Genomic DNA, 24,984 nt, shown 5'->3' with positions numbered 1-24,984 from the left:
TTCTTCAGATTTTCTGTGGGCCTGCCCCGGCAGTGGCCCCTTGGCTTGTGTCCTGAACGAGGAGTTTCATCATGTTCTTACATAACAAACGACTGCAGTACACCGTGCGTGTCGCCGAGCCTAACCCAGGGCTGGCTAATCTGTTGCTTGAGCAGTTCGGCGGTGCCCAGGGCGAGTTGGCGGCGGCGTCGCGCTACTTCACCCAGGCCCTGTCCGAGGATGATCCCGGCCGCAAGGATCTATTGATGGACATTGCCACCGAAGAACTCAGCCATCTGGAGGTGATCGGCTCGATCATCGTGATGCTCAATAAAGGGGCCAAGGGCAGAATGGCCGAAGGTGTGGAAAAGGAAGGCCAGTTGTACCGGGACATCAACGGCGCCGGTAACGACTCTCACATCACCAGCCTGCTTTATGGAGCCGGGTCCCCGCTGACCAATTCGGCCGGTGTACCCTGGACAGCCGCTTACGTCGACACCATAGGCGAGCCGACAGCGGACATGCGGTCCAACATCGCCGCCGAAGCACGGGCGAAAATCATCTATGAGCGCCTGATGAATCTGACCGATGATCCTGGGGTAAAGGAAGCGCTGGGCTTTTTGATGACCCGTGAGATCGCTCACCAAATGTCCTTCGAAAAAGCCCTGCACTCGATCCAGCCGAATTTCCCTCAAGGTAAATTGCCAGGCATGCCAGAGTTCACCAATGTGTACTTCAATATGTCCCAGGGCGAGCCTTCGGTGCGTGGTCCCTGGAACCAGGGCGAGGCGTGGGAATTCGTCGAGAATCCAACGCCGGCGGTGGATGGCGGTGATGGTTTGGCGAGTGTGCAACTGAGTAAAAAAGACGAAGCACTGCTGATGGATATGCAGGCACGCACCCTGTCCAACCCGGAAAGCGACCCCATGACAGGTGCCGACTTGGGTTCAGGGATGCAAGGTGACAAACTGTAGGAAACCGGCGAGGGAGCTTGGCTCCTTCGCCTGAAAATTGCGTCTGATCGTTCCTGGCGTTGCATGAACGATCCGACATGACCTGGCAAAAAACCAGTAAGGATGTTCGATGGACCAGCCCACCTCCCGGATCCGATCGCCCTGGCGTACCTGGCTGGATCCTGTGCAAAACAACCTGCTGCTGGGGGTGAGCTTCTGGCTGGGGCTGGTGGTGGTCGCCGCGTTATTGCTCTACAGCGGTTACAACGCATTGGTGGGGGCCGACCGTCATAATCTGGGGTATGCGGTACTGGGCGGCACCGCCGGTTTTGCCGCCACCGCCCTGGGCGCGTTGATGGCGGTGGTGCTGCGGGATATCTCTTCGCGCACCCAGGACATCATGCTCGGTTTCGCCGCGGGCATGATGCTCGCCGCCAGTTCGTTTTCGCTGATCCTGCCGGGTATCGAAGCGGCACAAAATATCGTTGGCAATCAGTTGCTCGCCGCGTTTGTCGTGGTGCTCGGCCTGGGCCTGGGCGTGGCCCTGATGATCGGCCTTGACCGTTTCGTGCCCCACGAACACGAGGTGAGCGGCCGGCGCGGTCCGCAATCGGAACGCATCAACCGTGTCTGGTTGTTCGTACTCGCCATCACCTTGCACAATTTGCCCGAAGGCATGGCCATCGGCGTGAGTTTTGCGAATGGCGATCTGAAGGTCGGCATGCCCCTGACCACCGCCATTGCGATTCAGGACATCCCCGAAGGACTTGCCATTGCCATGGCGCTGCGGGTCACCGGGATCAGCGCGCTGCGTGCCGCGCTGATCGCGGTAGGCTCGGGGCTGATGGAGCCGCTGGGCGCGGTGATCGGGCTGGGCATGTCCTCGGGCGTGGCCGTGGCGTATCCCATCAGCCTGGGGTTGGCGGCGGGGGCGATGATCTTTGTGGTGTCCCACGAAGTGATTCCGGAAACCCACCGCAACGGCCACGAAACGCCAGCCACGCTGGGGTTGATGATGGGGTTTGCGGTGATGATGTTTCTCGACACGGCACTGGGTTAGCAGGCCGTCGAGCACTGGACCCACGAAGGTTTTAGCGAGATTGGAATCGGGCCTGGCGAATACGTCAGCGCCCGATTTTTTTGTGCCCGCAAACAAACCAGCGGCCTTTGATACCGCGCGGCGTCCCGCAGTGAAACTCGTTTGAACTACGCCCCAACCTGCTCCGTCATCTGTACTGAGAGGCACGTCATCGGGCACCCCTCGGGGCTTCCCGGTATCGAGTATTCATCACGGAGGCGATGGACAGACATGACTATCCCGGACAACAACCCCGAGCGAGAAAGCGGCACTTCGGGCCAGACCCGACCCGAGGATCACCTGAACCACATCAAGGAGGACGTGAGCGAAGCCATCGGCAGCGCTCGTGAGCAGGCCGATACGCATTTCGGCCAATACCGCGATACGGCAGCGGATCAGATCGATGCACTGGCGCGTGGTGCCAAATCGGCCGTGTCGGAGATTGAGGCCAGCGACACCCTGGGTCTATCCCACTATTTGGCAGACATGGCCGATTCGATGAGTGGCCTGTCCAGCAAATTACGCCACATGAGCGCCGAACAATTGCTGCACGACGGTTCTCGGCTGGCTCGGGAAAATCCGGGCCTGTTCCTGGCCGGCAGTGTAGCGGTGGGTTTCGGCCTGTCGCGGTTTCTGAAGGCCGGCAGCTCGCCCGTCCCGGCCGAAGTAGTTGATCCCGCCGCCGGCCGTTCAAGCCCGCCAAGCGGAGGATTTGCCGCCCGTGGACCCTTTGATCCGAACCCTGATCCCATAGCCCCTGGCACCCACACCGCCGGTGGCCTGGCCAGCGGCATCACTCCCGCTTCGCCCAGTACCCAGGACCATCCCAGTGATGCCGCTACTGGCTCGTTGCCAGGTTCGGCCAATACCCGAGGAGAATTGTAATGAACCGACCAGACCCAGATATTCAGCGTCCCGTCGGGACGTCGGTGCCCGATAACGATGCTTCGGTGGTGGGGTTGTTGAAGCAGTTGACCCATGAAGTCCCCTCGCTCTTTACCAAGGAGCTGGCGCTGGCCAAGGCCGAGTTCCAGGCCAGCCTGAATACCCTCAAGGCCGGTATTGCCGGCGTGGCGGGTGGAGCAATCGTGCTGCTGGCCGGTTTTATCATTCTGTTGATGGCGGTGGTCTATGGCTTGAGCACGATCATGCAGCCCTGGCTCGCGGCGTTGATCGTCGGCGGGGTGGTCATGATCATTGGTTTTATCATGGTGCAGTCGGGGAAGAAGCAATTTGAACCCTCCCATTTCAAGCCTGACCGAACGCTCGATGCGCTGAACAAAGACCAGGAAGCCCTGCGGAGGAAAGTCTCATGAAGGATGAACTCAAAACCGAATCCCAAAAGAGCCCGGAAACCATCGAGCGCGAGATCGACGAGCAACGGGCCCACATCAGCCATATCGTCGATGCTTTGGGCAGCAAGTTCACGCCGGGGCAGATGCTTGACCAGGCGCTGACCCTGGTCAAAGGTAACGGGTCGCAGTTTTTCGGCAATCTGGGCACCACGGTACGTAACAACCCGGTGCCCACCGTGCTGACCACGGTGGGGTTGTGCTGGCTGATGCTCGGACAGAACCATCCTCCACGTGTCGGCTATCGCGTCGGCCCGGACCAGGATGCCAGCGGCTGGAGCGAAGGGCTTGCCGGTGGCCTGGACAGTGCCAAGGAGCATCTGCACAGCACCACCGATTCGTTGCGCGACGGGTTTCATCAATTCAAGGACAAGGCTTCGCATCTGGCCGACGGTTTGGGCGCCAGCGCCAGTCATGCCCGAAGCAAAGCTCACGAGACGGGTGAGCGCATGGCCCATGGCTCGCAGGACCTGGGTGATCAATTCAGCCGTCTGCTCAAGGAGCAACCGTTGATGATGGCGGCCGCGGGAATCGCGCTGGGCGCCATGCTCGGCGCCGCACTGCCCAGTACCGCCACTGAGCAGCGGGTGATGGGCAAGACCAGCGCCGATCTGGCCGACAAGGCCAGGCAAGCAGCGCGCGAGGGTTATGCGACGGTGCGCGATAGCGTGAGCAAGACCACTGAGCATCGTGACGAAGCCCCCGCGCGTGCTCAGGCGTCTTCCGGCACGGACCTGTCTGAGGGGCTGGGCACGTCTTAAGTTGAGCGCGGTCCACGGCGCAGGGCCGGCAACGCCTGCGCCGGGTGCCTGTCGTGCCTGACAGTAGCCAAAGTCCGGTGACCGGTATTTCATGGCTCCATCGTTAAAGTTCCGGGGAGACTGCACATGAAGCACCGGGTCAGATTTTCGGGCCATCTGATCTTCATCGGATTTGGCTCCATTACCCGGGCCACGCTGCCGCTGCTGTTGCGGCAGGATCACGTCCCGGTCAATCAAATCACGGTCATCGCGCCCGTGATCGAGAAGAATATCTGGTTCAAGGAGCGGGGCATTTGCTTTGTCCGCAAAGCGCTGACTGAACACACCTTCACTCAAACCCTGGACCGCTTCATCAAACCCGGCGACTTCATCGTCAACCTGTCGGTGGAAGTCAGTTCGCTGGCTTTGATGACGTATGCCTTCGACAAAGGCGCGCTGTACCTGGATACCTGCATCGAGCCTTGGGCCGGTGGCTACGATGATCCGTTATTGGATCTCTCCCATCGCACCAATTATGCGTTGCGTTACCAGATGCTGGGCCTGCGCAAAAAACTGGGCAAAGGCCCGACGGCAGTCGTGGCCCATGGTGCCAATCCCGGTTTGATCAGCCATCTGCTCAAGGCTGGCCTGGTGGAACTGGCGGTGCAATTGAACCATCGCTTGCCACAGAACCGCGAAGGCGTGGACTGGGCCAGGTTGTGCAAGGAGACAGGCATCAAGGTGATTCATTTTGCCGAGCGCGACACCCAGCGCTCCAGCCGTCTCAAGCAGGACGATGAATTCGTCAATACGTGGTCGGTGGAAGGACTGATCAACGAAGGCCGTCAACCGGCCGAGCTGGGCTGGGGCACCCACGAGCGTACCTGGCCGACATCAGCCAGGCGCCACCGCTTCGGCAGCCGCAACGCCATTTACCTCGAGCGCCCCAGCGCCACCGTGCCGGTCAAGACCTGGACACCGTTGGGCGGGCCGTGCCTGGGGCTGATGATCACCCACCACGAAACCGCCTCGACCGCCGACCTGCTGACACTCAAGGACGAGCAGAAACTAATCTATCGCCCCACACTGCATTACGCCTATCACCCGTGCAACGATGCCTTGCTGTCGATCCATGAGTTGATCGGCCGAGGCTGGCAGAGCCAGCATCAGCAACGCATTCTCAACGGTGAAATCGACAGCATCGGGGCCGATGCGCTCGGCGTCTTGCTGATGGGGCATGAACTCAATGCCTACTGGTTCGGCTCGGTATTGACCATCGATGAAGCCCGGGCGCTCTTGCCCTTCAACAATGCCACCAGCTTGCAAGTGGCGGCGGGGGTTTTGTCAGGGATTGTCTGGGCGGTGGAAAATCCGGATCGCGGCATCGTCGAGCCGGAGCAAATGGATTACGAACGAGTGCTGGAAGTGGCCAGGCCTTACCTCGGTACCCTGGTGGGCAAGCAGACCGACTGGAGGCCGACCGGCGCGGCGCACACGTCTTCCCTGGACGGCGCGGCGGATGATTGGCAGTTCGAGCATTTCACGCGGTTTTGAACTGCCATCGCGAGCAAGCCCGCTCCCACATTGGTTTTGTGTGTTTCCTCCAAGCCCCTGTTACTCGCCACCTATACTCAACCCCGTGGATGACTTGAATCCGGGGTGGGGCAATCGTGCTGCGTTCGCTGATGCTGGCCGCTTTGATCGTCCTGGCGGGATGCGCCACGTCGCCGCGCGAGCAGCAGGTCGCCACCGTGGCGGTTTCACAGGACACCTGGCGACAGGTCGACCGGCAGATCATCGCCGCGTCGAAAAGCGCTATTGAACAGGCCGGGCTCTACGCGCGCGGCTCGATGGAGCATTGGCGGCGGTTGGTATACGAACGGACTGAGGTCCAATTCATCCCCTGGTTCAGCAGCTACTGGACCCAGGAATGGCTGGCGGTGAAGGTCAGTTGGTATGCCGCCAATGCCGAAGGCGAAGAGGACGCCGCGGCCAGGCGCTTGGCGATATATCTGCAAGAGCAATACCGCGAGCAGGTGCTGGCACCTGTGGCGGTGGAAATCGACCCCGAGGCGATCAGGGCCAACGCGACAGGCTATTACGTGCGCCTGCTCAATCAACAGGTCCAAGCTATAGCACAACGGCATCGAATCCCGCCTGAGCTGATGAGCCGGCGTTTGCACGGCATTCCTGCCATCAGCTTGGGGCCGCCAGCGGCGCGTAATGCCTCGTTGTACGAGATGGCATATACCGAGCCGCTCAATACACTGCCGGCCTACGCCGCGCTGATCGATCACGTCAACAAGGCCGCCATCACAGGTTCAGGGCCATCGGATGCAGTGATCGCCACGGTGGCACAACGCACCAGTGAAAAGATCGAAGCGCAATTCGCCACGCGAGGTGCGGCCGGTGCGGCGGCAGCCGTGGCCGGGAAAGCGGCGGGGGCGCTGATTTCAGTTGGCGTGGCGGGGATTCGCGCGATCATTCATGAGGGCGAGCGCCCGGAAATGGAAACACAGATCCGCAAGAGCCTGAGCGCCGCGTTCGACGAAGCCTGGTTCCAGTCGCTCAAACATCCCCTCAGCGGGGTGATGGCACCGGTGTACTATCTGGCCGAGGAAATCGAAGGCAGCCTGGTGGCGGCGGACCTGGCCAATCGGGCGGTGGAGTTGCCGGTCATTAAACCGTGACGGACGGTTCATTCTGCCCCGAGGGTGACGCGGCAACCCTTGCGATGGCGGATCTGTTCGTCTGAGGGGCGCTCCTTGATGAATTCGAAGCGTGGCTCACCTTCGCTGTAAATCACCAGCCAGCCCCATTCCAGTTCATTTTCATCCTGCCCGGGCTTGGGGGGCGAGGCCCACCAGGGTTCTTTCTGCATGATCTGACGCATCGATGTCTCCTGCCGATTGATCCCTTCAACTATAGACCGCTCGATTTGATGACAAGCGCCCGCGAAATCTCATGAATTGTGTGGGAGCAAGGCTTGCCCGCGAAGCAGCCGACTCGGTTCCAGACAAACCGCGTGAGCTTCATCGCGAGCAAGCTTTGCTCCCACGGATCGCCTCGCAACAGATGTTGAGTGTGCTCTGATCGCCCCCATCAGCGTCTAGCGTCTGTATCCCCGCACTCGAACGGGGAATGACCGGACCCATGCGCACATGCAAGCATTGTTGAACGAGATCCTCGATGCGGTTCGCCCCCTGATAGGTCAGGGTAAGGTGGCCGACTACATTCCAGCCCTGGGCACCGTTGCGGCCAATCAGTTGGGCATCGCCGTCTACGGCAACGACGGCGAGATGTATTGCTCAGGCGACGCCGAAACGCCGTTTTCGGTGCAGAGTATTTCCAAGGTTTTCAGCCTGGTGCAGGCCATCGGCCATTCCGGTGAGGCAATCTGGGAGCGATTGGGCCATGAGCCGTCCGGCCAGCCCTTCAATTCTTTGGTGCAACTGGAGTTCGAACGCGGTCGACCGCGCAACCCGTTCATCAACGCCGGTGCCTTGGTGATCTGTGACATCAACCAGTCGCGTTTCGCCGCACCAGCCCTTTCGATGCGCGATTTCGTACGACGCCTGTCGGGCAATCCGCAGGTCATGGTCGACGGCAAGGTCGCTGAGTCGGAATACCAGCACCGCGCCCGCAATGCGGCGATGGCCTACCTGATGCAATCCTTCGGCAATTTTCATAACGACGTGGAGGCAGTGCTGCGCAGCTACTTCAGTCACTGCGCATTGCGCATGAGTTGCATCGACCTGGCCCGAGCATTCTGCTTCCTGGCCAACGACGGGTTCTGCAAACACAGCGGCGAACAGATCCTGAGTGCCCGCCAGACCCAGCAGGTCAATTCCATCATGGCCACCAGTGGGCTGTACGATGAGGCCGGCAATTTTGCCTATCGCGTTGGCCTGCCGGGCAAGAGCGGGGTGGGCGGCGGGATTGTTGCCGTGGTGCCGGGGCGTTTCACGGTGTGCGTCTGGTCGCCGGAACTCAATGTCGCCGGCAATTCCCTGGCAGGCATGGCGGCGCTGGAATTGCTCAGCCAACGGATCGGCTGGTCGGTGTTTTAACGCCCAAAAAAAGGGCCCGTTCCAATCAGGAACGGGCCTTTGTTTTAAGCGCGATCAGCAGAGGCGGTCGATGACCCGAACTTCAGAGGTATTGTGCATCGATTGCCACGCCTGGGTCAGCGTTTGCAACACGCGACCCATGAAGTCTTTGTCGGCCGCCGCCTTCTTGCCTACGTAGCCCTGGCCACGACGATACATCTTCAGCCGGGCACACAGGTCTTGCCGGTTCTTCTCGAATTCGTCTTCCTGGGTGAACGGCGACAGGCAGTCCATATGGACCTGGCCATTCTTGCTGATCCACAGGATGTGGCTGTCCAGGGTGTCTTTGTGTGCTGCGAACATGCGAGCCAGTTCATCAATAGATGGTTGATTATTCAGATTCATGTGTAAGCCCCTTGACCATTTGGTTGATCTGTCTGGTGGTTCGCAAAACTTCGCTTCTTTCGGTAAGTGCCTGCCCAGTGCTGTATGGCTAGCACCGAAACCAGGCCGTCAGCGCTCGTCCGTCGTACTTCGACGGGGTCGTGCATCGGTTGTGTAGTGTTATCGAAGGGCTGCTACGCAAATGCGCTACAACGAAGAGAAACAGCGAAAAACCTTCAGGCATTGTCAACTTCGAGGGTCGACCACGCGCGTCATGAGGATCTTCGCCGACGTTTCTCGTCCTTGTCACCGGACGGTCATGCCAGGTCAGCACCTTCAATCTGCCTTGTGGGCAGTCCCTTATCCAAAAAACAGCTCGGCGGTCAGACGAGCTTGCTCAAGCATTTACCTGTACTCCCGATCGGGGAGACGTCTGCATCATGCAAGGCCAAATCGGAGGCGTCAACGGTTTTGTAGTGAATATTTTTTAGCACTACATATTGTCGGACAAAATGGTTTGGGTATGAAAAATTTGGCTGAGCCAACCTCCGTGGCGAGGGAGCTTGCTCCCGCTGGGGCGCGAAGCGGCCCTTAAAACCAAGCCTTCAGGCTTCAGTTTTCGTTGCGTCTTCAGGATTGTGGGGCTGCTGTGCAGCCCAGCGGGAGCAAGCTCCCTCGCCACAGGGGAGCATCGCTGAGTTCTGCTTCCCGACTCAGGTCGCCTTGGCTTTGCTCGTCTTGCGCGGTGTACCGCCGGCCTTGCGCTTGGCTGGCTTGCGTTTGCTTTTCCATGGGGTAGCACCACGACCGGCGGGGCTGGCCGGACCGCTGATGGTCAGGCTCATGCCCTGGCAGCGGGCGATGTGTTTGCTCATCCAGGCGGCCTGGCGGGTCACGAATTCTTCCAGGCTCATCTCACCGTTTTGCACCATGTCCAGCGCCTGCTCCCAGATGGCGGTGGTGCCTGGATCGGCGATGGCACGGGGCACCGCATCGATCAGGCTGAAGGCCGCCGGTGTCGCGGACAAGGCCTTGCCGTTTTTCACCAGGTAACCGCGGTCAAGCAGGCCCTGGATGATCGAGGCCCGGGTCGCTTCGGTGCCGATGCCGGTGGTGTCCTTGAGCTTTTGCTTGAGCAGCGGATCCTCCACCAGTCGGGCAACGTTCTTCATTGCCTTGATCAGGTCGCCCTCGGTGAACGGCTTGGGGGGTTGGGTCCACAGGTCCTTGGGTTTCACCTCGTCGACGGCGCAGTCGTGACCTTCGATCAGGGCCGGCAAGGTTTGTGGTGCCGGTGCTTCACGGCCTCGCGCTGGGGCCAGCGCTTCGGGCAGGGCGCGCTTCCAGCCGGGTTCGACGATCTGCTTGCCCACGGCCCGCAGTGCCTGGGCGGCGCAGTCGAAGTCGGCCTGGGTCCGGTCGTATTCGTGGTTGGGCAGGAACTGCGCCAGGTATCGCGCCCGTATCAGCGTATAGACGGCCCGCTGCTTGCCGGCAAGCTTGTCGAGGTTCTTCGCCGCCGCGGTAGGGATGATGCCATGGTGGGCGCTGACCTTGGCGTCGTTCCAGGCCCGGGATTTGCGCTGCGGCTGCAAGTGCTCGCGCAGTGGCGCAAGACCCGGATCGGCCTGGGCGAGGGCGGCGAGGATGGCCGCAGCTTCGCTGTGCTGGCTCAAAGGCAAAAAACCGCAATCGCTGCGCGGATAGGTGATGAGCTTGTAGGTCTCGTACAGCGACTGGGCAATGTCCAGGGTCTCCTGGGCACCCAGGCCGAGTTTCTTCGAGCAGACCTCCTGCAGGGTACCCAGGTCGAACGGCAACGGCGCCGCTTCGCGCAGGCGCTCGGTGCGCACTTTCATCACCCGGGCGGTAGCGGCGTTACCCATGGCCTGGGCGGCGTCGCGGGCCAGGGCCTGGTTCAGGCAACGCTCCTGGTCGTCGCAAGCATCCGGGGCGGCGCGCCACTGGGCGGTAAAGGCGGTGCCTGCGTGGCTGAGCTGCACGTCGATGGCCCAATAGGCGACCGGCACGAAGTTGGCGATGCTGCGGTCGCGATCCACCACCAGTCGCAGGGTGGGTGTCTGCACGCGGCCTACCGGCAGCACGCCCTGATAACCGGACTGGCGCCCGAGCAGTGTGAACAGGCGGCTCATGTTCATGCCGATCAGCCAGTCGGCCCGGGAGCGGCCGAGGGCCGAATGGTAGAGGTTGAAGGTTTCGGCGCCCGGCTTGAGGGCGGCGAGGGCCTTGCGGATCGACGCTTCGTCCAGGGCTGACAGCCACAGCCGCTGGATCGGCCCGCGATAGCGGCAATGCTCCACCAGTTCCCGGGCGATCATTTCGCCTTCACGGTCGGCGTCGGTGGCGATGACCAGCGACTTGGCTTCTCCCAACAGGCGCTTGACCGCCTTGTACTGGCCGGCGGTTTTCGGCTTGACCGTCATTTTCCACTGGGTCGGCACGATAGGCAGGTCTGCCAGTACCCAGCGCTTGTAGCGGGCATCGTAGGCGTCGGGCGGGGCGGTCTCCAGCAGATGGCCGATGCACCAGGTGACCGTGACGTTCGCGCCCAGCCAGCAACCGTCACCGCGCCGCGTGGCACCGAGCACGGCAGCGATGTCCTTGGCCTGGGACGGTTTTTCACACAGGTACAGCTGCATAGCGCCCTTTTTCCTAAGCAGATTTCATGGGGCTGTAGCATGGTCATGGATGGGCGTCTGAGCAAGTTTTATCTGTATGGATATACAGATAAAACGTTGCGGTGCGTTGCATCAAGGGGGCTGGTGCAACGTTCGGCGGTGTATTCGCACGTAGAATGAATTTCTCGCCAGGGCATCGCTCATAACTTGCAGAGCGGCTGAAACCGCAAAGAACGTTTATGGGGTCAAGGAGAGTCACTTACATGAATTCGATGCCAAAGGGCAACGGACAGGCGACCACACGTTTGATTCTCGTCGTTGAAGATGATCAGACCATTCTGGAATTTCTGTGCGAAATCCTGCAGGACGAGGGCTTTGTCGTTGAACCTAGGGAAAGCGCCGATGCGGCGCTGGAGTTCCTTGAGCGGAGCGCTGGCGAGGTGGACTTGTTACTCACCGATATCACCATGCCGGGCAAGCTGGATGGTGCCGATCTGGCCAACCTGACTGGCGACCGGTGGCCGCAGATCCCTTTGTTGATCATGTCCGGTTTCGAAACCCCGGAAAGCGCCGGGATCAAGCATCACGCCTCGTTCATCGCCAAGCCCTGGGCGCTGGGGCAGATGCTGGATCTGGTGGAGAGCACGGTGAAAAATCATCAGGTGCACTGAGCGTTTGATCTGAGCAACCTTGTGGCGAGGGAACTTGCTCTCGCTGGGCTCTGTAGGAGCTGGCGAAGCCTGCGATCTTTTGATCTTGATCTTGATCTTGATCTTGATCTTGATCTTGATCTTGATCTTGATCTTTCGCTCTTGACTCAATTGTCAGTGGAAAGATCGCAGCCTCGTTGCACTCGACAGCTCCTACGCAGCTCTACGCAGCTCCTGCGGTTTAGTCCTGCGGGGACACGCTTCAAGTCCTCAGTTGGTATCCAGATCCACGTTCCGGGTTTCCCGCAGGCAAATCATGCCCACCACCAGGCTCACCCCGGTAATCACCACCGGGTACCACAGCCCGTAGAAAATGTCCCCGGTGTAGACCACCAGGGCAAACGACACGGTGGGCAGGAAGCCACCGAACCAGCCGTTGCCGATGTGGTAGGGCAGGGACATGGAGGTGTAGCGGATGCGGGTCGGGAACAGTTCGACCATCAGCGCCGCCAGTGGCCCATAGCACATGGCTGAAATGATGATCAGCGCAACGATCAGCGCCACGATCATCGGCCGGTTGATCTGCTGGGCATCGGCCTGTTGCGGGTAGCCCGCCAGGGTCACCGCACCGCGCAGGGCGGCTTCGTCGTAGCCTTCAAGCTTCACATCACCGACGCTGACCTGCACATCACTGCCGGCCGGCGCCGCGACGCTGCTGTAGGGCAGGCCTTGCTTGACCAGGAAGGTCTTGACCTTGTCACATGGGCTATCGAAACGCGCCTTGCCCACCGGGTCGAACTGGAAGGTGCATGTGGCCGGATCGGCGATCACCGTGATCGGCGCCTGACGGCTCGCCAGGTCGATGGCCGGGTTGGCGTAGTGGGCCAGTGTCTTGAAGATCGGAAAGTACAACGCCGTCGCCAGCAACAGGCCAATCATCAGCACCGGTTTGCGCCCGACCTTGTCCGACAGCCAACCAAAAAAGATAAAGAACGGGGCGCCGATGACCACGCTGACGATCAGCAGGCTGTTGGCCAGGGCCGGATCCATCTTCAGGAACTGGGTGAGGAAAAACAGCACGTAGAACTGCGCGGCGTAGAAGGTCACCGCTTGCCCGGCGTTGATACTGAACAGGGCAATCAGCACCACCTTGAGGTTTTCCCACTTACCAAAGGATTCGCGGATCGGTGCCTTGCAGCACTTGCCTTCTTCTTTCATTTTCAAAAAGGACGGTGATTCGTGCAGGCTCAGGCGAATCCAGGTGGAGATGCCCAGCAACACGATCGACAGCAGAAACGGAATGCGCCAGCCCCAGACTTCGAACTGATCTCCCGTGAAATAACGACAGCCCAGTACCACCAGCAGCGAGAGCAGCAGCCCGAGGGTGGCAGTGGACTGAATCCAGCTGGTGTGGAAGCCGCGCTTGCCCATCGGCGCGTGTTCGGCGACATAGGTGGCGGCGCCGCCGTATTCACCGCCCAGGGCCAGGCCCTGGAGCATGCGCAGTACCACCAGGATGATGGGTGCGGCAATGCCGATGCTGGCGTAGTTGGGCAGCAGGCCGACGCAGAACGTCGCCAGGCCCATGAGTACGATGGTGGCCAGGAAGGTGTATTTGCGTCCGATCATGTCTCCCAGCCGTCCGAACACCAGTGCGCCGAAAGGCCGCACGATAAAGCCGGCGGCGAATGCCATCAGGGCGAAGATGAATGCCGTGGTGTCGTTCACCCCGGCAAAGAACTGCTTGCTGATCACCGCCGCCAGGGCGCCATAGAGGAAAAAGTCGTACCACTCGAACACCGTCCCCAAGGACGAGGCGAAGATGACTTTCTGGGTTTCCTGGCTGGTGCCGGCGCTGCGCGTGGCTTCCAGGGACTGAACATGTTCAGACATTTGGGTATCCCTCACAGTGATTGTTTTTGTTGTTCCACTGTCGACGCCGGTCCAGCGTCTCCTGTTTTGCTGCATACCTTGAATTCAAACGTTTCCCCTTGTGGGAGCGAGCCTGCTCGCGATGACGGCAGCACATTCAACCTACTAGGTGACAGATAGACCGCTATCGCGAGCAGGCTCGCTCCCACAAGGGACTTGCTTGTTCTTCAGACCGTGACAGGTTCTTTTTGGGGCGTGGTGCTCCTGGTGTCCGCCTCGAGGATCATCTGTGCGGCCTTCTCGGCAATCATCAGCGTCGGCGAGCAGGTGTTGCCCGAGGTGATGCGCGGCATGATCGAGGCGTCGGCGACGCGCAGGCCGTTGACGCCGTGGACCCGCAGTTGTGCATCCACCACCGCGTCACGATCCTGGCCCATGCGGCAGGTGCCCACCGGGTGGAAAATCGTCGTGCCTATACGGGCTGCGGCCTGGTGCAGTTCTTCCTCGGTTTGCAGGCTGGGTCCCGGCAGGTATTCCACCGGCTTGAAGGCGCTCAACGCCGGGGCGGCGACGATGCGTCGGGTCAGGCGGATGGCGTCGGCGGCGACCCGCAAGTCTTCGGGATGGCTCAGGTAATTGGGTTGGATCAGCGGTGCCTCGTGCGGGTCGGCCGAGCGAATGTCCACCCGGCCACGGCTTTGCGGACGCAAGTCACAGACCGACGCAGTGAACGCCGGGAAACTGTGCAATGGTTCGCCAAAGCGTTCCAGCGACAACGGCTGCACGTGGTACTCGAGGTTGGCCGAGGCCTGTTCCGGCCCCGAGCGGGCGAACGCACCGAGTTGGCTGGGGGCCATGGACAGTGGGCCGCTGCGATCATAGAGGTAGCGCAGCCCCATGCCCATCTTGCCCCACCAAGTGCCGGCGATCTGGTTCAGGGTACGGGCGTTTTCCAACTGGTAGATCAGCCGCAGTTGCAAGTGATCCTGCAAGTTACCGCCCACGCCGGGCAGCTCATGAACCACGCCAATGCCCAGACGTTGCAACAGGTTGCGCGGACCGATCCCCGAGCGCTGCAAAATACCCGGCGAGCCAACAGCGCCGGCGCACAGCACGATTTCCTTGCGTGCCTTGAAAGTCATGCTTTTGCCTTGCCAGCGGGCGCTGACGGCGTGGGCCCGGTTGTCACGCAACAGCACGCGGTCGACTTCGACATCGGTCATTACCGTGAGGTTGGGGCGCTGGCGAACCGGTTTGAGGAAGGCCTTGGCCGCGTTCCAGCGCACCCCGGCTTTCTGGTTGACCTGGAAGTAGCCGCAGCCTTCGTTGTCGCCGCCGTTGAAGTCGTCGACGCTGGGGATGCCGCTCTGTTCGGCGGCGGTGCGAAACGCATCGAGAATTGGCCATGACAGGCGCTGGCGTTCGACCCGCCATTCCCCGGCGGCACCATGGCACTCGGAGTCTCCGGCAAAGTGGTTTTCGCTCTGTCTGAACAACGGCAGCACGTCTTTCCAGGCCCAGCCAGGATTGCCCTCGGCGGCCCAACTGTCGTAATCCGCGGCCTGGCCGCGCATGTAGATCATGCCGTTGATGGAGGAGCAGCCACCCAGCACCTTGCCCCGTGGGTAACTCAGTGCGCGCCCTTGCAGACCCGGTTGCGCCTCGGTCTTGAAGCACCAGTCGGTGCGCGGGTTGCCGATGCAGAACAGGTAGCCGACCGGGATGTGAATCCACGGATAGTTGTCGCGACCGCCCGCCTCAAGCAATAACACCCGGTGTTGCGCGTTGGCGCTAAGCCGGTTGGCCAGCAGGCATCCGGCAGGGCCGGCGCCCACGATCACGTAATCGTATTCATCGACGACAGGTTGCATTCGCGACCTCATTTTTGTTCTTGTGGGATGCATCCTAGTTGTTAGGTTTCGTTAAAAGAATGTTAGTTTTTGCGCAACCGTTGTGCGTTTTTAAACAGTCCTGCCTTCAGGCGTGTTCAAGGATGGCCCATGTTTGACTGGAATGACCTGCGCTACTTTCTGGAACTGCAACGCAGCGGCCGTTTACTCACCGCTGCACGACGCCTGAACACCACCCATGCCACGGTGGCCCGGCACATTGAAGCCATCGAGAAAAGCCTGGGCACCGCGCTGTTTGTCCAGCATGCCCAGGGTTATGAACTGACCCCCGCGGGCGAATCGTTGCTCAAGCACGCCGAAGCCATGGAAAACGTGGCGCTGCTGGCTCAGGAGGACATCACTCAGTCCAGCGCGCCCTTGGGCAAGATCCGCGTGGGGGTGACGGAAGGGCTGGGCATCATGTTTTTAGCCAGCCGCATGGAGGGTCTGTTCCAGCGCTATCCGGGGCTGGAAGTGGAGTTGGTGGCGGTGCCACGTTTTGTCAGCATCCTCAACCGCGAAGCGGAAATCAGCATTCACCTTGAACGCCCGGTGGCCGACCTGCTGGTGACCCGAAAACTGACCGACTACAGCCTGGCGCTCTACGCCAGCCAGGCCTATCTGGACCGCTCGCCGCCGTTGCGCAGTCGCGAGGACCTGGCCCGCCATGCCTGGATCGGCTACGTCGATGACCTGCTGTTCAGCCAGGAGCTGATGTTTCTCAACAGCTTTTGCCGCAACCCTCGAGTGGTGTTCCACAGCACCAGCGTCATCGCCCAGCAACAGGCTGCACGTTCGGGATTGGGGATCGCCGTACTGCCTTGCTACATGGCCAGCAGCGACCCGGCCTTGGTCCCATTGCTGCCGGATGAAAGCATCCGCCGCAGTTACTGGATCAGCACCCGCCGCGAACTGCACAAGTCCGTGCGCCTGCGGGTGCTCTGGGATTACGTGGTGCAGTTGTGCGAGCGCGAGCAGGGACTGCTGCTGCCCTGATCACGCAGTAACCCGTGGGGGTTGTTGACTGACTGGCGGTGCTTGTCAGAAAAAACCGAGAGGAGTACAAATGTACTCCATGACGACTCTCACCCCCCGCCGTACCGCCATCCTGACCTTCATCCGCGAACGCATCGCCGAGCAGGGCCAGCCCCCCAGCCTCGCTGAAATCAGCGAGGCGTTCGGTTTCGCCTCCCGCAGCGTGGCGCGCAAACATGTGCTGGCGTTGACCGAAGCCGGTTTCATTGAAGTCAATCCGCACCAGGCCCGGGGTATCCGCTTGCTGAACCAGCCGCCGCGTCCCGAGTGGCTGGACGTGCCTGTGCTGGGGCGGGTGGCCGCCGGTCTACCGATCGGTGCGGATGCCGAGGTCCACAGTCGCCTGATGCTCGACCCGGCGATGTTCACCAAGGCGCCGGATTACCTGCTACGGGTCCAGGGTGACTCGATGATCGAGGATGGCATTCTCGATGGCGACCTGGTGGGCGTGCAGCGCACGCCCCAGGCCTCCAACGGCCAGATCGTCGTGGCGCGCCTGGACGGTGAAGTCACCATCAAGCGTTTCGAGCGAATCGGCGAACGGATACGTTTGCTGCCGCGCAACCCGGCCTACCAGCCGATCATTGTCGAAGCCGACCAGGACCTGGCCATCGAAGGCGTGTTCTGTGGCTTGCTGAGGCAAGGCTGATGGGCGCTGTCGTTGCGCTGGACACGCTGTTCAACGGTGGTCAGGTCTGGAAGGGCCGGCCCGCGGCCCCGGCCGCCAGCCCACAACCCACCGGTCATGCGGCACTGGACGCGGCGTTGCCCAGTGGCGGCTGGCCGGAAGCGGCGCTGACGGAACTGCTGGTCGCCGCACCAGGCGTGGGCGAGTTGCAATTGGTCTGGCCGACCCTGGCGCGGCTGACGGCGGCGGGGGAGCGGATCGTGCTGGTGGCGCCGCCATTCGTGCCCTATCCCCAGGCCTGGCAGAGCGCCGGGGTAGATTTGCGCCAGTTGTCAGTGATCCGGGCCGATGAGCGCGATGCCTTGTGGGCCGCCGAACAATGCCTGCGTTCGGGCAGTTGCGGCGCGGTGCTGTGCTGGCCCCGCCAGGCTGACGACCGCGCCCTGCGCCGCTTGCAAGTGGCGGCGGAAACCGGCCAGACCCTGGCGTTCGCCTGGCGCTCGATCCAGGAAGCCATCAACCCGTCGCCGGCGGCCCTGCGCATCGCCATCGATGGCCGGCCAGGGCAATTGCGGGTGCTCAAGTGCCGGGGCGGGATGGCCCGGTCGACGCCCATTGCCTTCGCCACGCTCAGCACACAGACCGAGCATTGAGGTTGCGATGCGCTGGGTCTGCATACTCTTCCCGCAACTGGCGCTGGACGCCGCGCTGCGTCAGCGTTCCGATCCCGACGAGCCCTTGGCGCTGTTGACCGGTCCGGCCCAGCGTCGGGTGTTGCAAGCGGTCAATGACCCGGCACGGGCCCTGGGCTTGCGTCCCGGCCAGACCATGACGGCCGCCCAGGCCCTGAGCAAAGGGTTTGCCACGGCTGAATACGACGCGGCGCAGATCGAACACTGGCAACAGTTCCTGGCGGCCTGGGCCTACCGTTTCAGCTCCCAGGTCAGCGTGCATTACCCGCGCACGGTGGTGTTCGAAATCGAGTCGAGCCTGGGCTTGTTCGGCCCCTGGCCGGCGTTCGAGACGCGCCTGCGGGCCGAGCTGACGCAACTGGGATTCCGGCATCGCATTGTCGCCGCCCCCAACCCGGTGGCGGCGCGGGTGTTGGCCAATGCCTACGACGCCTTGGTGGTGCCCGACATCGAAACCCTGCAAGCCTGCCTGGGACAGATGCCGGTTGAGCGTATCGGCCTTGCGCCCGAGGTCGCCACGGCGCTGTCGCGCATGGGGCTGCGCCAGTTGAGCCAGGTCCAGGCCTTGCCCCGGCACACCCTGGCGCGGCGGTTTGAAGCCCAGGTGCTCAAGCACCTTGACGCGCTGACGGGCAACCGTACCCTGGCATTGTCGTTTTACCTGCCGCCGGACCGGTTCGATGTGCGCATCGAGCTCAACTACGACGTGCAATCCCACCAGGCGTTGTTGTTTCCGTTGCGTCGGTTGACCGGTGATCTTTCGGCTTTCCTGTGCGGTCGTGACAGTGGTGTACAACGCTTTGACCTGCACCTGGAGCACGCCGGGTTACCGGACACGCTGATCAAGGTCGGCCTGCTCAGCGCGGAGCGGGATCCTTCGATGCTTTTCGAGCTGGCCCGTGGTCGGCTGGAGCAGGTGCAGGTCGAGGCGCCGGTACGGGGCTTTCGTTTGTGTGCCGAAGACCTGCCCAGTTTCGTGCCCCAACGCCTGGAGCTGTTCGACGAGCGTCCTCAGCAGTCCTTGCCCTGGGAGCAATTGCGCGAACGACTGCGGGCCCGGCTGGGGGACGACGCGGTGCAGGGCCTGGGGTTTCGCGATGACCATCGGCCTGAATGTGCCTGGCAGAAGACCTCTCAACGCCAGCCCCAGGCATGTCCGGTACGCGAGGGCGTCCGACGTCCCGGCTGGCTGCTGGACGAACCCCAGGCCTTGCAGGAGAGCCAGACGCGAATCCTCATGGGCCCGGAGCGCATCGAATCCGGCTGGTGGGACGGTGCCGACGTGCGCCGTGATTACTATCTGATCGAAACCCGTGCGGGCCAACGGGGCTGGGCCTATCGACCGGTGGGCGAGGGCGGTCCGTTGTGGCTGCAGGGCTGGTTCGCATGAACATCGAATATGCCGAACTGCATTGCCTGTCGAACTTCAGTTTCCAGCGCGGTGCCTCCAGCGCCCTGGAGCTGTGCCGTCGTGCGCAACAACAAGGTTACAAGGCCCTGGCGATCACGGATGAGTGCACCCTGGCCGGGATTGTCCGGGCCTGGCAGGCTGCCAGGGAGCTGGACTTGCACTTGATCGTCGGCAGTGAGATCCAGATCGAAAACGGTCCGAAACTGGTGCTGCTGGTGGAGAATCTGCAAGGCTATCAGGCCTTGTGTCGGCTGATCACCCGCGCCCGCCGCCGCAGCGAGAAAGGTCGCTATCGCATCGTGCGCGAAGACTTCGACGAGCCGTTGCCGGGGTTACTGGCGTTGTGGGTGCCCGGTGACAAGGATCCCGAAGGGCAGGGGCGCTGGCTCCGACAGATATTCGCCGAGCGCTTGTGGCTGTCGGTCCAGTTGCATTGCGGGCAGGACGACCGGCGTCGGCTGGCGGACTTGTTGGCATTGGCTGAACGCCTGCGTCTTGCAGTCGTCGCCACGGGGGACGTGCACATGCATGTGCGCGGCCGGCGCGCCCTGCAGGACACCATGACCGCTATCCGGCACCACGTCACGGTGGCCGAGGCCGGCCAGCGCCTGCACCCCAACGGCGAGCGCCATCTGCGCAGCCGCAAGGATCTGGCCGACATCTACCCGCGCGCCTTGCTCGACGAAACGTTGAACATCGCCCGGCGCTGTACGTTCGACCTTGGTCAGTTGCGTTATCAATACCCACGTGAACTGGTGCCTGAGGGCCATACACCTGCGTCCTGGCTGCGGGAGTTGACCGAGCGCGGTATGCGCCAGCGATGGGGAAAAGGTGTGCAGGACAAGGTCCGCCAGCAGATCGACAAGGAGCTGGCCCTGATCGCCGAGCTGCGCTACGACAGTTATTTCCTGACCGTGCAGGACATCGTCAGCTTCGCCCGCGACCGGCATATTCTCTGCCAGGGCCGTGGTTCGGCGGCCAACTCAGCGGTGTGCTACGCCTTGGGTATCACCGAAATCGACCCGAGCCAGACCAGCATGCTGTTCGAGCGATTCCTGTCCAGGGAGCGCAACGAGCCGCCGGACATTGACGTCGACTTTGAACACGAGCGTCGTGAAGAAGTGCTGCAGTACGTGTTCCAGCGCTACGGTCGCCATCGTGCGGCATTGACGGCGGTGGTCAGCAGCTACCACGGTGCCGGCGCGATGCGGGATGTCGCCAAGGCCCTGGGCCTGCCGCCGGATCAGGTCAATGCGTTGGCCGACTGTTGTGGGCGCTGGAGTGACGAGGCGCCGCCCGTGGATCGCCTGCGCGAAGGTGGTTTCGACCCGGACAGCCCTGTGTTGCGTCGGATCTTGAGCCTGACCCGACAACTGATCGGTTTTCCCCGACATTTGTCCCAGCACCCTGGCGGCTTCGTGATTTCCGAACAGCCCCTGGACACCCTGGTGCCGGTGGAAAACGCCGCCATGGCCGAGCGCACCATCATCCAGTGGGACAAGGACGACCTGGACGCGGTCGGGTTGCTCAAGGTGGATATCCTGGCCTTGGGTATGCTCAGTGCGATTCGTCGCTGTTTTGATCTGATCGCGCATTACCGCGGCCAGCAGTACACCTTGGCGACGTTGCCCAAGGACGACGCGGCCACCTACGAAATGATCACCCGCGCCGACACCATTGGCGTGTTCCAGATCGAGTCGCGCGCGCAAATGGCGATGTTGCCTCGGCTCAAACCCGAGTCTTTTTATGACCTGGTTATTGAAGTGGCCATCGTGCGACCGGGGCCGATCCAGGGCGGGATGGTGCACCCGTATCTGCGGCGTAAAAACAAGGAAGAGGCGGTGACATACCCCTCCAAAGCGTTGGAAGAAGTGCTCAAGCGCACCCTGGGCGTGCCCCTGTTTCAGGAGCAGGTCATGCAGATCGCCATCGTTGCGGCTGATTACAGCCCGGGCGAAGCTGACCAATTGCGTCGTTCCATGGCTGCCTGGAAACGCCACGGCGGCCTGGAACCGCATCGGGAACGCCTGGCGGCCGGGATGGCGAAAAACGGCTACACAGCCGAATTCGCCGCGCAGATATTTGAACAGATCAAGGGGTTCGGCAATTACGGTTTTCCTGAATCCCACGCCGCCAGCTTCGCCTTGCTGACCTACGCCAGCAGTTGGCTCAAATGCCATGAACCGGCGGCGTTCGCCTGTGCCCTGATCAACAGCTGGCCCATGGGGTTCTACAGCCCGGACCAGATTCTGCAGGATGCCCGCCGGCATCAGTTGCAGATACGCCCGGTGGACGTGCGCGCCAGTGACTGGGATTGCAGCCTCGAACCCATGGAAGGCCGACAACCGGCGCTCCGCCTGGGGCTGCGCATGATCAAGGGCTTTCGCCAAGAGGATGCCCATCGTATCGAAGCGGCCCGCCGGCATCGGGCCTTCAATGACGTGGCCGACCTTGGCGAGCGCGCGCAACTCGATGCCCGGGCCCAGGCGCAACTGGCCGACGCCGGTGCCTTGCGGGGCCTGGCCGGTGATCGTCATCGCGCTCGCTGGGAAGTGGCTGGGGTACAGAAACAGCTGGGCTTGTTCGCCGGATTGCCCAGTCAGGAAGAGCCACTAGTGGATCTGCCAAAACCCACGGTGGGGGAGAACCTGTTCGCCGATTACGCCAGCGTCGGTACGACACTGGGGCCCCATCCGCTGGCCTTGCTGCGCCCCGAGCTGCGCGCCCGACGCTGTCGCAGCTCACGGGAACTGCAGGATGTGGAGCATGGCCGCAACGTCAGCGTTGCCGGACTGGTCACCGGCCGCCAACGGCCAGGCACGGCCAGCGGCGTGACGTTCGTCACCCTGGAAGATGAGTTTGGCAACCTCAATGTGGTGGTCTGGCGCGATCTGGCCGAGCGCCAACGCAAAGCCTTGGTGGGTTCGCAATTGCTCAGGGTCGACGGACGCTGGGAAAGTGTCGGTGAAGTTCGTCACTTGATCGCCGGCCGCCTGAGCGACCTGACCGAGTTGCTGGCGGGTATCCAGGTGCATAGCCGCGATTTCCGCTGAACCCAACGGCCACACAGCAAGCATGTCCCCAGCCCGGACAGGTTTGCATCATGACCTGCCATGACTTGCCCATGAAACCAAATGCCAGCGCCGCGCTCGAAGCTCTGAGCACAAGGGACTTGTGGTATGCCGATTCCCTGCTGGCATTTTCGAGGTTCAGAATCGACTCATGCAGTTCTTATCCCAGAATCATGGATGCCCCGGTTGGGGCGGTGAAATGGCCGGGCGTATCCAGGCGTTCGATTGGAGCCAGACCGAACTGGGCGCCATCGAGCACTGGTCCGCCAGTCTGCGCAGCGCAGTCCAGATGCTGCTGGCATCGCCTTTGCCGATGGTCATGTTATGGGGCCGTCAGGGCTTCATGATCTACAACGATGCCTATGCCGAGTTCGCTGGTGGACGTCATCCGTACCTGCTGGGCTGCGCGGTAGAGTTGGGCTGGCCGGAAGTGGCCGAATTCAATCGTCACGTACTGGATGTCTGCCTGGCCGGTGGCACCTTGTCCTATCGCAGCAAAGAACTGGTATTGCTACGCAACGGCAAGCCCGAAGATGTATGGATGGACCTTTATTACAGCCCGGTGCCTGACGATGATCAGTCTCCGGGCGGCGTGTTGGCGATCGTTGTGGAAACCACCGAGCATGTGCTGACCGAGCGCGCCCGCCAGGTGGCGGAACGCAGCTACCGCGCCGTCAATGAGCGCATTCAATTGGCCCTCTCGGTCGGGCCACTGCTGGGGTCGTTTGTCTGGGATATCCAGAACGACACACTTTCCGGCGATGAGCGTTTTTCCCGCACCTTCAATTACCCGCCAGACACGCCACTGGATGCATTGCCTGTCGAGGTTGCCCGCCAGAACATCCACCCCGATGACCTTGAAGAAGTAAACCGGCGTGTCGAGCTGACCTTGCGCACCGGGACACCCTATAACGCTGAATATCGAGTGCGCCGCCTGGGTGGTGATTACCTGTGGGTGCTGGCCAGCGGGCGATGTGAATTCGATATGTCGGGTAGGCCCCTGCGTTTTCCCGGTGTGCTGATTGATATCAACGAACGCAAGGCGGCTGAAGCCTCACTGCTCAAGTTCACCCGTGATCTGGAGCAGCGTGTCGCCGAGGAAGTGCATGCGCGGTTGACGGCCGAAGAACAGTTGCGCCAGTCGCAGAAACTCGAAGCCATTGGCGGACTCACCGGCGGTGTGGCGCATGATTTCAACAACTTGCTGCAGGTGATTGCCGGCAACCTGCACCTGCTGGCTCGCCACGAACCGGACAACGTCAATGTGCAACGACGGGTCAGTGCCTCCATCGAAGCGGTGGAGCGGGGCGCCAAACTGTCGTCGCAATTGCTGGCATTTGCCCGACGCCAGCCGTTGTCACCGGCGGTCTACAACCCACGGCGGATCTTCGATGGCCTGGGCGAATTGCTGCAACGGGCCTTGGGCGAAACCATCCAGGTCGAAGTGGCCTTGCCTGCCGAACCCTGGTGCATTCATGTCGATCGCAATCAACTTGAAAACGCTTTGCTGAACCTGGCGATCAATGCCCGCGATGCCATGGGTGGTGAGGGCACCATTGGCCTGATTGGCGAAAACATTGTGCTCGACGAATCCTCTTGCGTCGGCAAAGGCATTCCAGCCGGCGACTATGTGCGTTTGTCGGTGATCGATCGCGGCGCAGGCATGCCTCCCGATGTCCTGAATCATGTGTTCGAGCCGTTTTTCACCACCAAGACCGACGGCCAGGGCACCGGGCTTGGGCTGAGCATGGTGTTCGGGTTCGTCAAGCAAAGTGGCGGACATATCGAGATTATCAGCGACGTGGGCAAGGGCACGCAGGCGCAGATGTATTTCTCCCGCAGTCTGCAGCCTGAAACAGGGGAAGAGACGCCACACGGCCCGCTTCAGCCCGGCGGGCAAGAGACGATTTTGGTGGTGGAGGATAACGAAGAGGTGCGCAGCGCGTCGGTAGAGCTGCTGGAACAATCCGGCTATCGGACACTCACGGCCGCCAACGCTGATGCGGCCATGGAGCTTTTGCTCGAAGGCACCTTGGTTGACCTGATTTTCACCGATGTGGTCATGCCCGGTCTGATCAAGAGTTCCGACCTGGCGGCCTGGGCCAAGGTACAGACCCCGCCGGTACCCATACTGTTCACCTCGGGCCACACCCGGGACATCATCTCCCGCAACCACCAATTGAGCCCCGATACCCATCTGCTGAGCAAACCCTACGGCCCGGAGGCATTGATCACTATGGTGAGGACTGTATTGGGGCGTTGATCGCGGCGCGGTAAACAAATGGAACCGAAGCCGCCGTGTCACCTTCAAATGACCATGACCGGTCATCAATCCGGCCTGTCATGAACGAGGTGTCTATGAACCAAGATCCTGCAAACCCCCAGCCAGTCAGCCCCGCCGGGGAAGACCAGGCCCAAAGCGCCGACAACGAGGTCGATCAAAAAAATCACCACCAGGACAACGACAACACTTTCAGCCCTGGTTTCAAGCCTGACCCGGACCGCCCGGAATCCGGTGAGAGCACTGACGCCGATATCGACACGGACGGCGGCTAGCAGAGC

Annotated in this window: 20 protein-coding genes and 1 pseudogene; 16 read left to right on the top strand and 5 right to left on the bottom strand. The window is 61.6% G+C overall.

Translation table 11 applies throughout. The annotated features are described in order from the left end of the window. Positions 1–71: 71 nt before the first annotated feature. The 7 genes from MA884_RS12260 (at position 72) to MA884_RS12230 (ending at position 6,792) form a co-directional block, all read left to right on the top strand. A complete protein-coding gene (locus MA884_RS12260; RefSeq protein ID WP_256230785.1) occupies positions 72–953 on the top strand; it encodes a manganese catalase family protein in 882 nt (293 codons plus the stop codon). Between the two features lie 109 nt (positions 954–1,062). Continuing rightward, on the top strand, positions 1,063–1,992 hold the full coding sequence (locus MA884_RS12255; RefSeq protein WP_256230784.1) for a ZIP family metal transporter: 930 nt from the start codon (positions 1,063–1,065) through the stop codon (positions 1,990–1,992). A gap of 249 nt (positions 1,993–2,241) precedes the next feature. After that, positions 2,242–2,895 (top strand): hypothetical protein, encoded by a 654-nt coding sequence (locus tag MA884_RS12250; RefSeq protein ID WP_256230783.1) that lies wholly within the window; start codon positions 2,242–2,244, stop codon positions 2,893–2,895. Next, positions 2,895–3,326 (top strand): phage holin family protein, encoded by a 432-nt coding sequence (locus tag MA884_RS12245; RefSeq protein WP_256230782.1) that lies wholly within the window; start codon positions 2,895–2,897, stop codon positions 3,324–3,326. The genes MA884_RS12250 and MA884_RS12245 overlap by 1 nt, the downstream gene beginning before the upstream one ends. Continuing rightward, the gene (locus tag MA884_RS12240; RefSeq protein ID WP_256230781.1) at positions 3,323–4,123 is read left to right on the top strand and encodes a DUF3618 domain-containing protein; all 801 of its coding nucleotides are present in this window, start codon (positions 3,323–3,325) and stop codon (positions 4,121–4,123) included. Before MA884_RS12245 ends, MA884_RS12240 begins: the two co-directional genes overlap by 4 nt. 126 nt (positions 4,124–4,249) lie before the next feature. Continuing rightward, on the top strand, positions 4,250–5,656 hold the full coding sequence (locus tag MA884_RS12235; RefSeq protein ID WP_256230780.1) for a saccharopine dehydrogenase C-terminal domain-containing protein: 1,407 nt from the start codon (positions 4,250–4,252) through the stop codon (positions 5,654–5,656). 116 nt (positions 5,657–5,772) lie between these two features. Continuing rightward, positions 5,773–6,792, top strand: a complete 1,020-nt coding sequence (locus MA884_RS12230) for a hypothetical protein (protein WP_256230779.1) — start codon at positions 5,773–5,775, stop codon at positions 6,790–6,792. An 8-nt stretch (positions 6,793–6,800) separates the two neighbouring features. On the opposite strand, the gene MA884_RS12225 is transcribed toward MA884_RS12230, so the two are convergent. Beyond that, positions 6,801–6,995 carry a hypothetical protein gene (locus MA884_RS12225; protein ID WP_256230778.1) on the bottom strand — a complete coding sequence of 65 codons (195 nt, stop codon included), beginning with the start codon at positions 6,993–6,995 and terminating at the stop codon, positions 6,801–6,803. A gap of 268 nt (positions 6,996–7,263) precedes the next feature. Here MA884_RS12225 and glsB point away from each other — a divergent pair, with 268 nt between their 5' ends. Then, the gene (glsB, locus tag MA884_RS12220) at positions 7,264–8,172 is read left to right on the top strand and encodes a glutaminase B (RefSeq protein ID WP_047227793.1); all 909 of its coding nucleotides are present in this window, start codon (positions 7,264–7,266) and stop codon (positions 8,170–8,172) included. A gap of 54 nt (positions 8,173–8,226) precedes the next feature. On the opposite strand, the gene MA884_RS12215 is transcribed toward glsB, so the two are convergent. Continuing rightward, positions 8,227–8,556 (bottom strand): hypothetical protein, encoded by a 330-nt coding sequence (locus MA884_RS12215; RefSeq protein WP_256230777.1) that lies wholly within the window; start codon positions 8,554–8,556, stop codon positions 8,227–8,229. Positions 8,557–9,248: 692 nt separating this feature from the next. Then, the gene (locus MA884_RS12210) at positions 9,249–11,195 is read right to left on the bottom strand and encodes a DNA topoisomerase III (RefSeq protein WP_256230776.1); all 1,947 of its coding nucleotides are present in this window, start codon (positions 11,193–11,195) and stop codon (positions 9,249–9,251) included. A 242-nt stretch (positions 11,196–11,437) separates the two neighbouring features. On the opposite strand from MA884_RS12210, the gene MA884_RS12205 reads away from it, so the two are divergent. Continuing rightward, a complete protein-coding gene (locus MA884_RS12205) occupies positions 11,438–11,845 on the top strand; it encodes a response regulator (RefSeq protein WP_256230775.1) in 408 nt (135 codons plus the stop codon). 249 nt (positions 11,846–12,094) lie between these two features. On the opposite strand, the gene MA884_RS12200 is transcribed toward MA884_RS12205, so the two are convergent. Both MA884_RS12200 and MA884_RS12195 read right to left on the bottom strand, forming a co-directional pair. Next, entirely contained in the window at positions 12,095–13,717 is a 1,623-nt protein-coding gene (locus MA884_RS12200; protein ID WP_256230774.1) for an MFS transporter, read from the bottom strand. 206 nt (positions 13,718–13,923) lie between these two features. Beyond that, complete coding sequence (locus MA884_RS12195) at positions 13,924–15,567, bottom strand: GMC family oxidoreductase (RefSeq protein ID WP_256230773.1); 1,644 nt, start codon at positions 15,565–15,567, stop codon at positions 13,924–13,926. 129 nt (positions 15,568–15,696) lie between these two features. Between MA884_RS12195 and MA884_RS12190 the strand changes: the two genes are divergently transcribed. From MA884_RS12190 to MA884_RS12160, 7 genes and pseudogenes are all read left to right on the top strand, one after another. Continuing rightward, positions 15,697–16,581, top strand: a complete 885-nt coding sequence (locus MA884_RS12190) for a LysR family transcriptional regulator (protein WP_256230772.1) — start codon at positions 15,697–15,699, stop codon at positions 16,579–16,581. Between the two features lie 70 nt (positions 16,582–16,651). Beyond that, positions 16,652–17,269: a transcriptional repressor LexA gene (gene lexA, locus MA884_RS12185; protein WP_256230771.1), complete on the top strand. Its 618-nt coding sequence runs from the start codon at positions 16,652–16,654 to the stop codon at positions 17,267–17,269. Beyond that, the gene (gene imuA, locus MA884_RS12180; RefSeq protein ID WP_256230770.1) at positions 17,269–17,901 is read left to right on the top strand and encodes a translesion DNA synthesis-associated protein ImuA; all 633 of its coding nucleotides are present in this window, start codon (positions 17,269–17,271) and stop codon (positions 17,899–17,901) included. The genes lexA and imuA overlap by 1 nt, the downstream gene beginning before the upstream one ends. A 7-nt stretch (positions 17,902–17,908) precedes the next feature. Then, positions 17,909–19,330, top strand: coding sequence for a DNA polymerase Y family protein (locus MA884_RS12175; RefSeq protein WP_256230769.1), 1,422 nt, complete (start codon positions 17,909–17,911; stop codon positions 19,328–19,330). Further along, positions 19,327–22,404 (top strand): error-prone DNA polymerase, encoded by a 3,078-nt coding sequence (locus tag MA884_RS12170; RefSeq protein ID WP_256230768.1) that lies wholly within the window; start codon positions 19,327–19,329, stop codon positions 22,402–22,404. Before MA884_RS12175 ends, MA884_RS12170 begins: the two co-directional genes overlap by 4 nt. Positions 22,405–22,573: 169 nt before the next feature. Then, positions 22,574–24,685, top strand: coding sequence for a PAS domain-containing sensor histidine kinase (locus MA884_RS12165; RefSeq protein ID WP_256230767.1), 2,112 nt, complete (start codon positions 22,574–22,576; stop codon positions 24,683–24,685). 48 nt (positions 24,686–24,733) lie between these two features. Further along, positions 24,734–24,978, top strand: a pseudogene (locus tag MA884_RS12160) (hypothetical protein). Positions 24,979–24,984 lie beyond the last annotated feature (6 nt).

The sequence above is a fragment of the Pseudomonas sp. Q11 genome, assembly GCF_024494355.1.
GTDB classification, from domain to species: domain Bacteria; phylum Pseudomonadota; class Gammaproteobacteria; order Pseudomonadales; family Pseudomonadaceae; genus Aquipseudomonas; species Aquipseudomonas hefeiensis.
The sequence above is the reverse complement of the archived record's forward strand: the minus strand, read 5'-3'. Positions and strand labels throughout refer to the sequence as shown.

Coding starts and splice junctions, on each gene's coding strand:
- MA884_RS12260 (WP_256230785.1), top strand. CDS start 72: ATGTTCTTACATAACAAACGACTGCAGTACACCGTGCGTGTCGCCGAG.
- MA884_RS12255 (WP_256230784.1), top strand. CDS start 1,063: ATGGACCAGCCCACCTCCCGGATCCGATCGCCCTGGCGTACCTGGCTG.
- MA884_RS12250 (WP_256230783.1), top strand. CDS start 2,242: ATGACTATCCCGGACAACAACCCCGAGCGAGAAAGCGGCACTTCGGGC.
- MA884_RS12245 (WP_256230782.1), top strand. CDS start 2,895: ATGAACCGACCAGACCCAGATATTCAGCGTCCCGTCGGGACGTCGGTG.
- MA884_RS12240 (WP_256230781.1), top strand. CDS start 3,323: ATGAAGGATGAACTCAAAACCGAATCCCAAAAGAGCCCGGAAACCATC.
- MA884_RS12235 (WP_256230780.1), top strand. CDS start 4,250: ATGAAGCACCGGGTCAGATTTTCGGGCCATCTGATCTTCATCGGATTT.
- MA884_RS12225 (WP_256230778.1), bottom strand. CDS start 6,995: ATGCGTCAGATCATGCAGAAAGAACCCTGGTGGGCCTCGCCCCCCAAG.
- glsB (WP_047227793.1), top strand. CDS start 7,264: ATGCAAGCATTGTTGAACGAGATCCTCGATGCGGTTCGCCCCCTGATA.
- MA884_RS12215 (WP_256230777.1), bottom strand. CDS start 8,556: ATGAATCTGAATAATCAACCATCTATTGATGAACTGGCTCGCATGTTC.
- MA884_RS12210 (WP_256230776.1), bottom strand. CDS start 11,195: ATGCAGCTGTACCTGTGTGAAAAACCGTCCCAGGCCAAGGACATCGCT.
- MA884_RS12205 (WP_256230775.1), top strand. CDS start 11,438: ATGAATTCGATGCCAAAGGGCAACGGACAGGCGACCACACGTTTGATT.
- MA884_RS12200 (WP_256230774.1), bottom strand. CDS start 13,717: ATGTCTGAACATGTTCAGTCCCTGGAAGCCACGCGCAGCGCCGGCACC.
- MA884_RS12195 (WP_256230773.1), bottom strand. CDS start 15,567: ATGCAACCTGTCGTCGATGAATACGATTACGTGATCGTGGGCGCCGGC.
- MA884_RS12190 (WP_256230772.1), top strand. CDS start 15,697: ATGTTTGACTGGAATGACCTGCGCTACTTTCTGGAACTGCAACGCAGC.
- lexA (WP_256230771.1), top strand. CDS start 16,652: ATGTACTCCATGACGACTCTCACCCCCCGCCGTACCGCCATCCTGACC.
- imuA (WP_256230770.1), top strand. CDS start 17,269: ATGGGCGCTGTCGTTGCGCTGGACACGCTGTTCAACGGTGGTCAGGTC.
- MA884_RS12175 (WP_256230769.1), top strand. CDS start 17,909: ATGCGCTGGGTCTGCATACTCTTCCCGCAACTGGCGCTGGACGCCGCG.
- MA884_RS12170 (WP_256230768.1), top strand. CDS start 19,327: ATGAACATCGAATATGCCGAACTGCATTGCCTGTCGAACTTCAGTTTC.
- MA884_RS12165 (WP_256230767.1), top strand. CDS start 22,574: ATGCAGTTCTTATCCCAGAATCATGGATGCCCCGGTTGGGGCGGTGAA.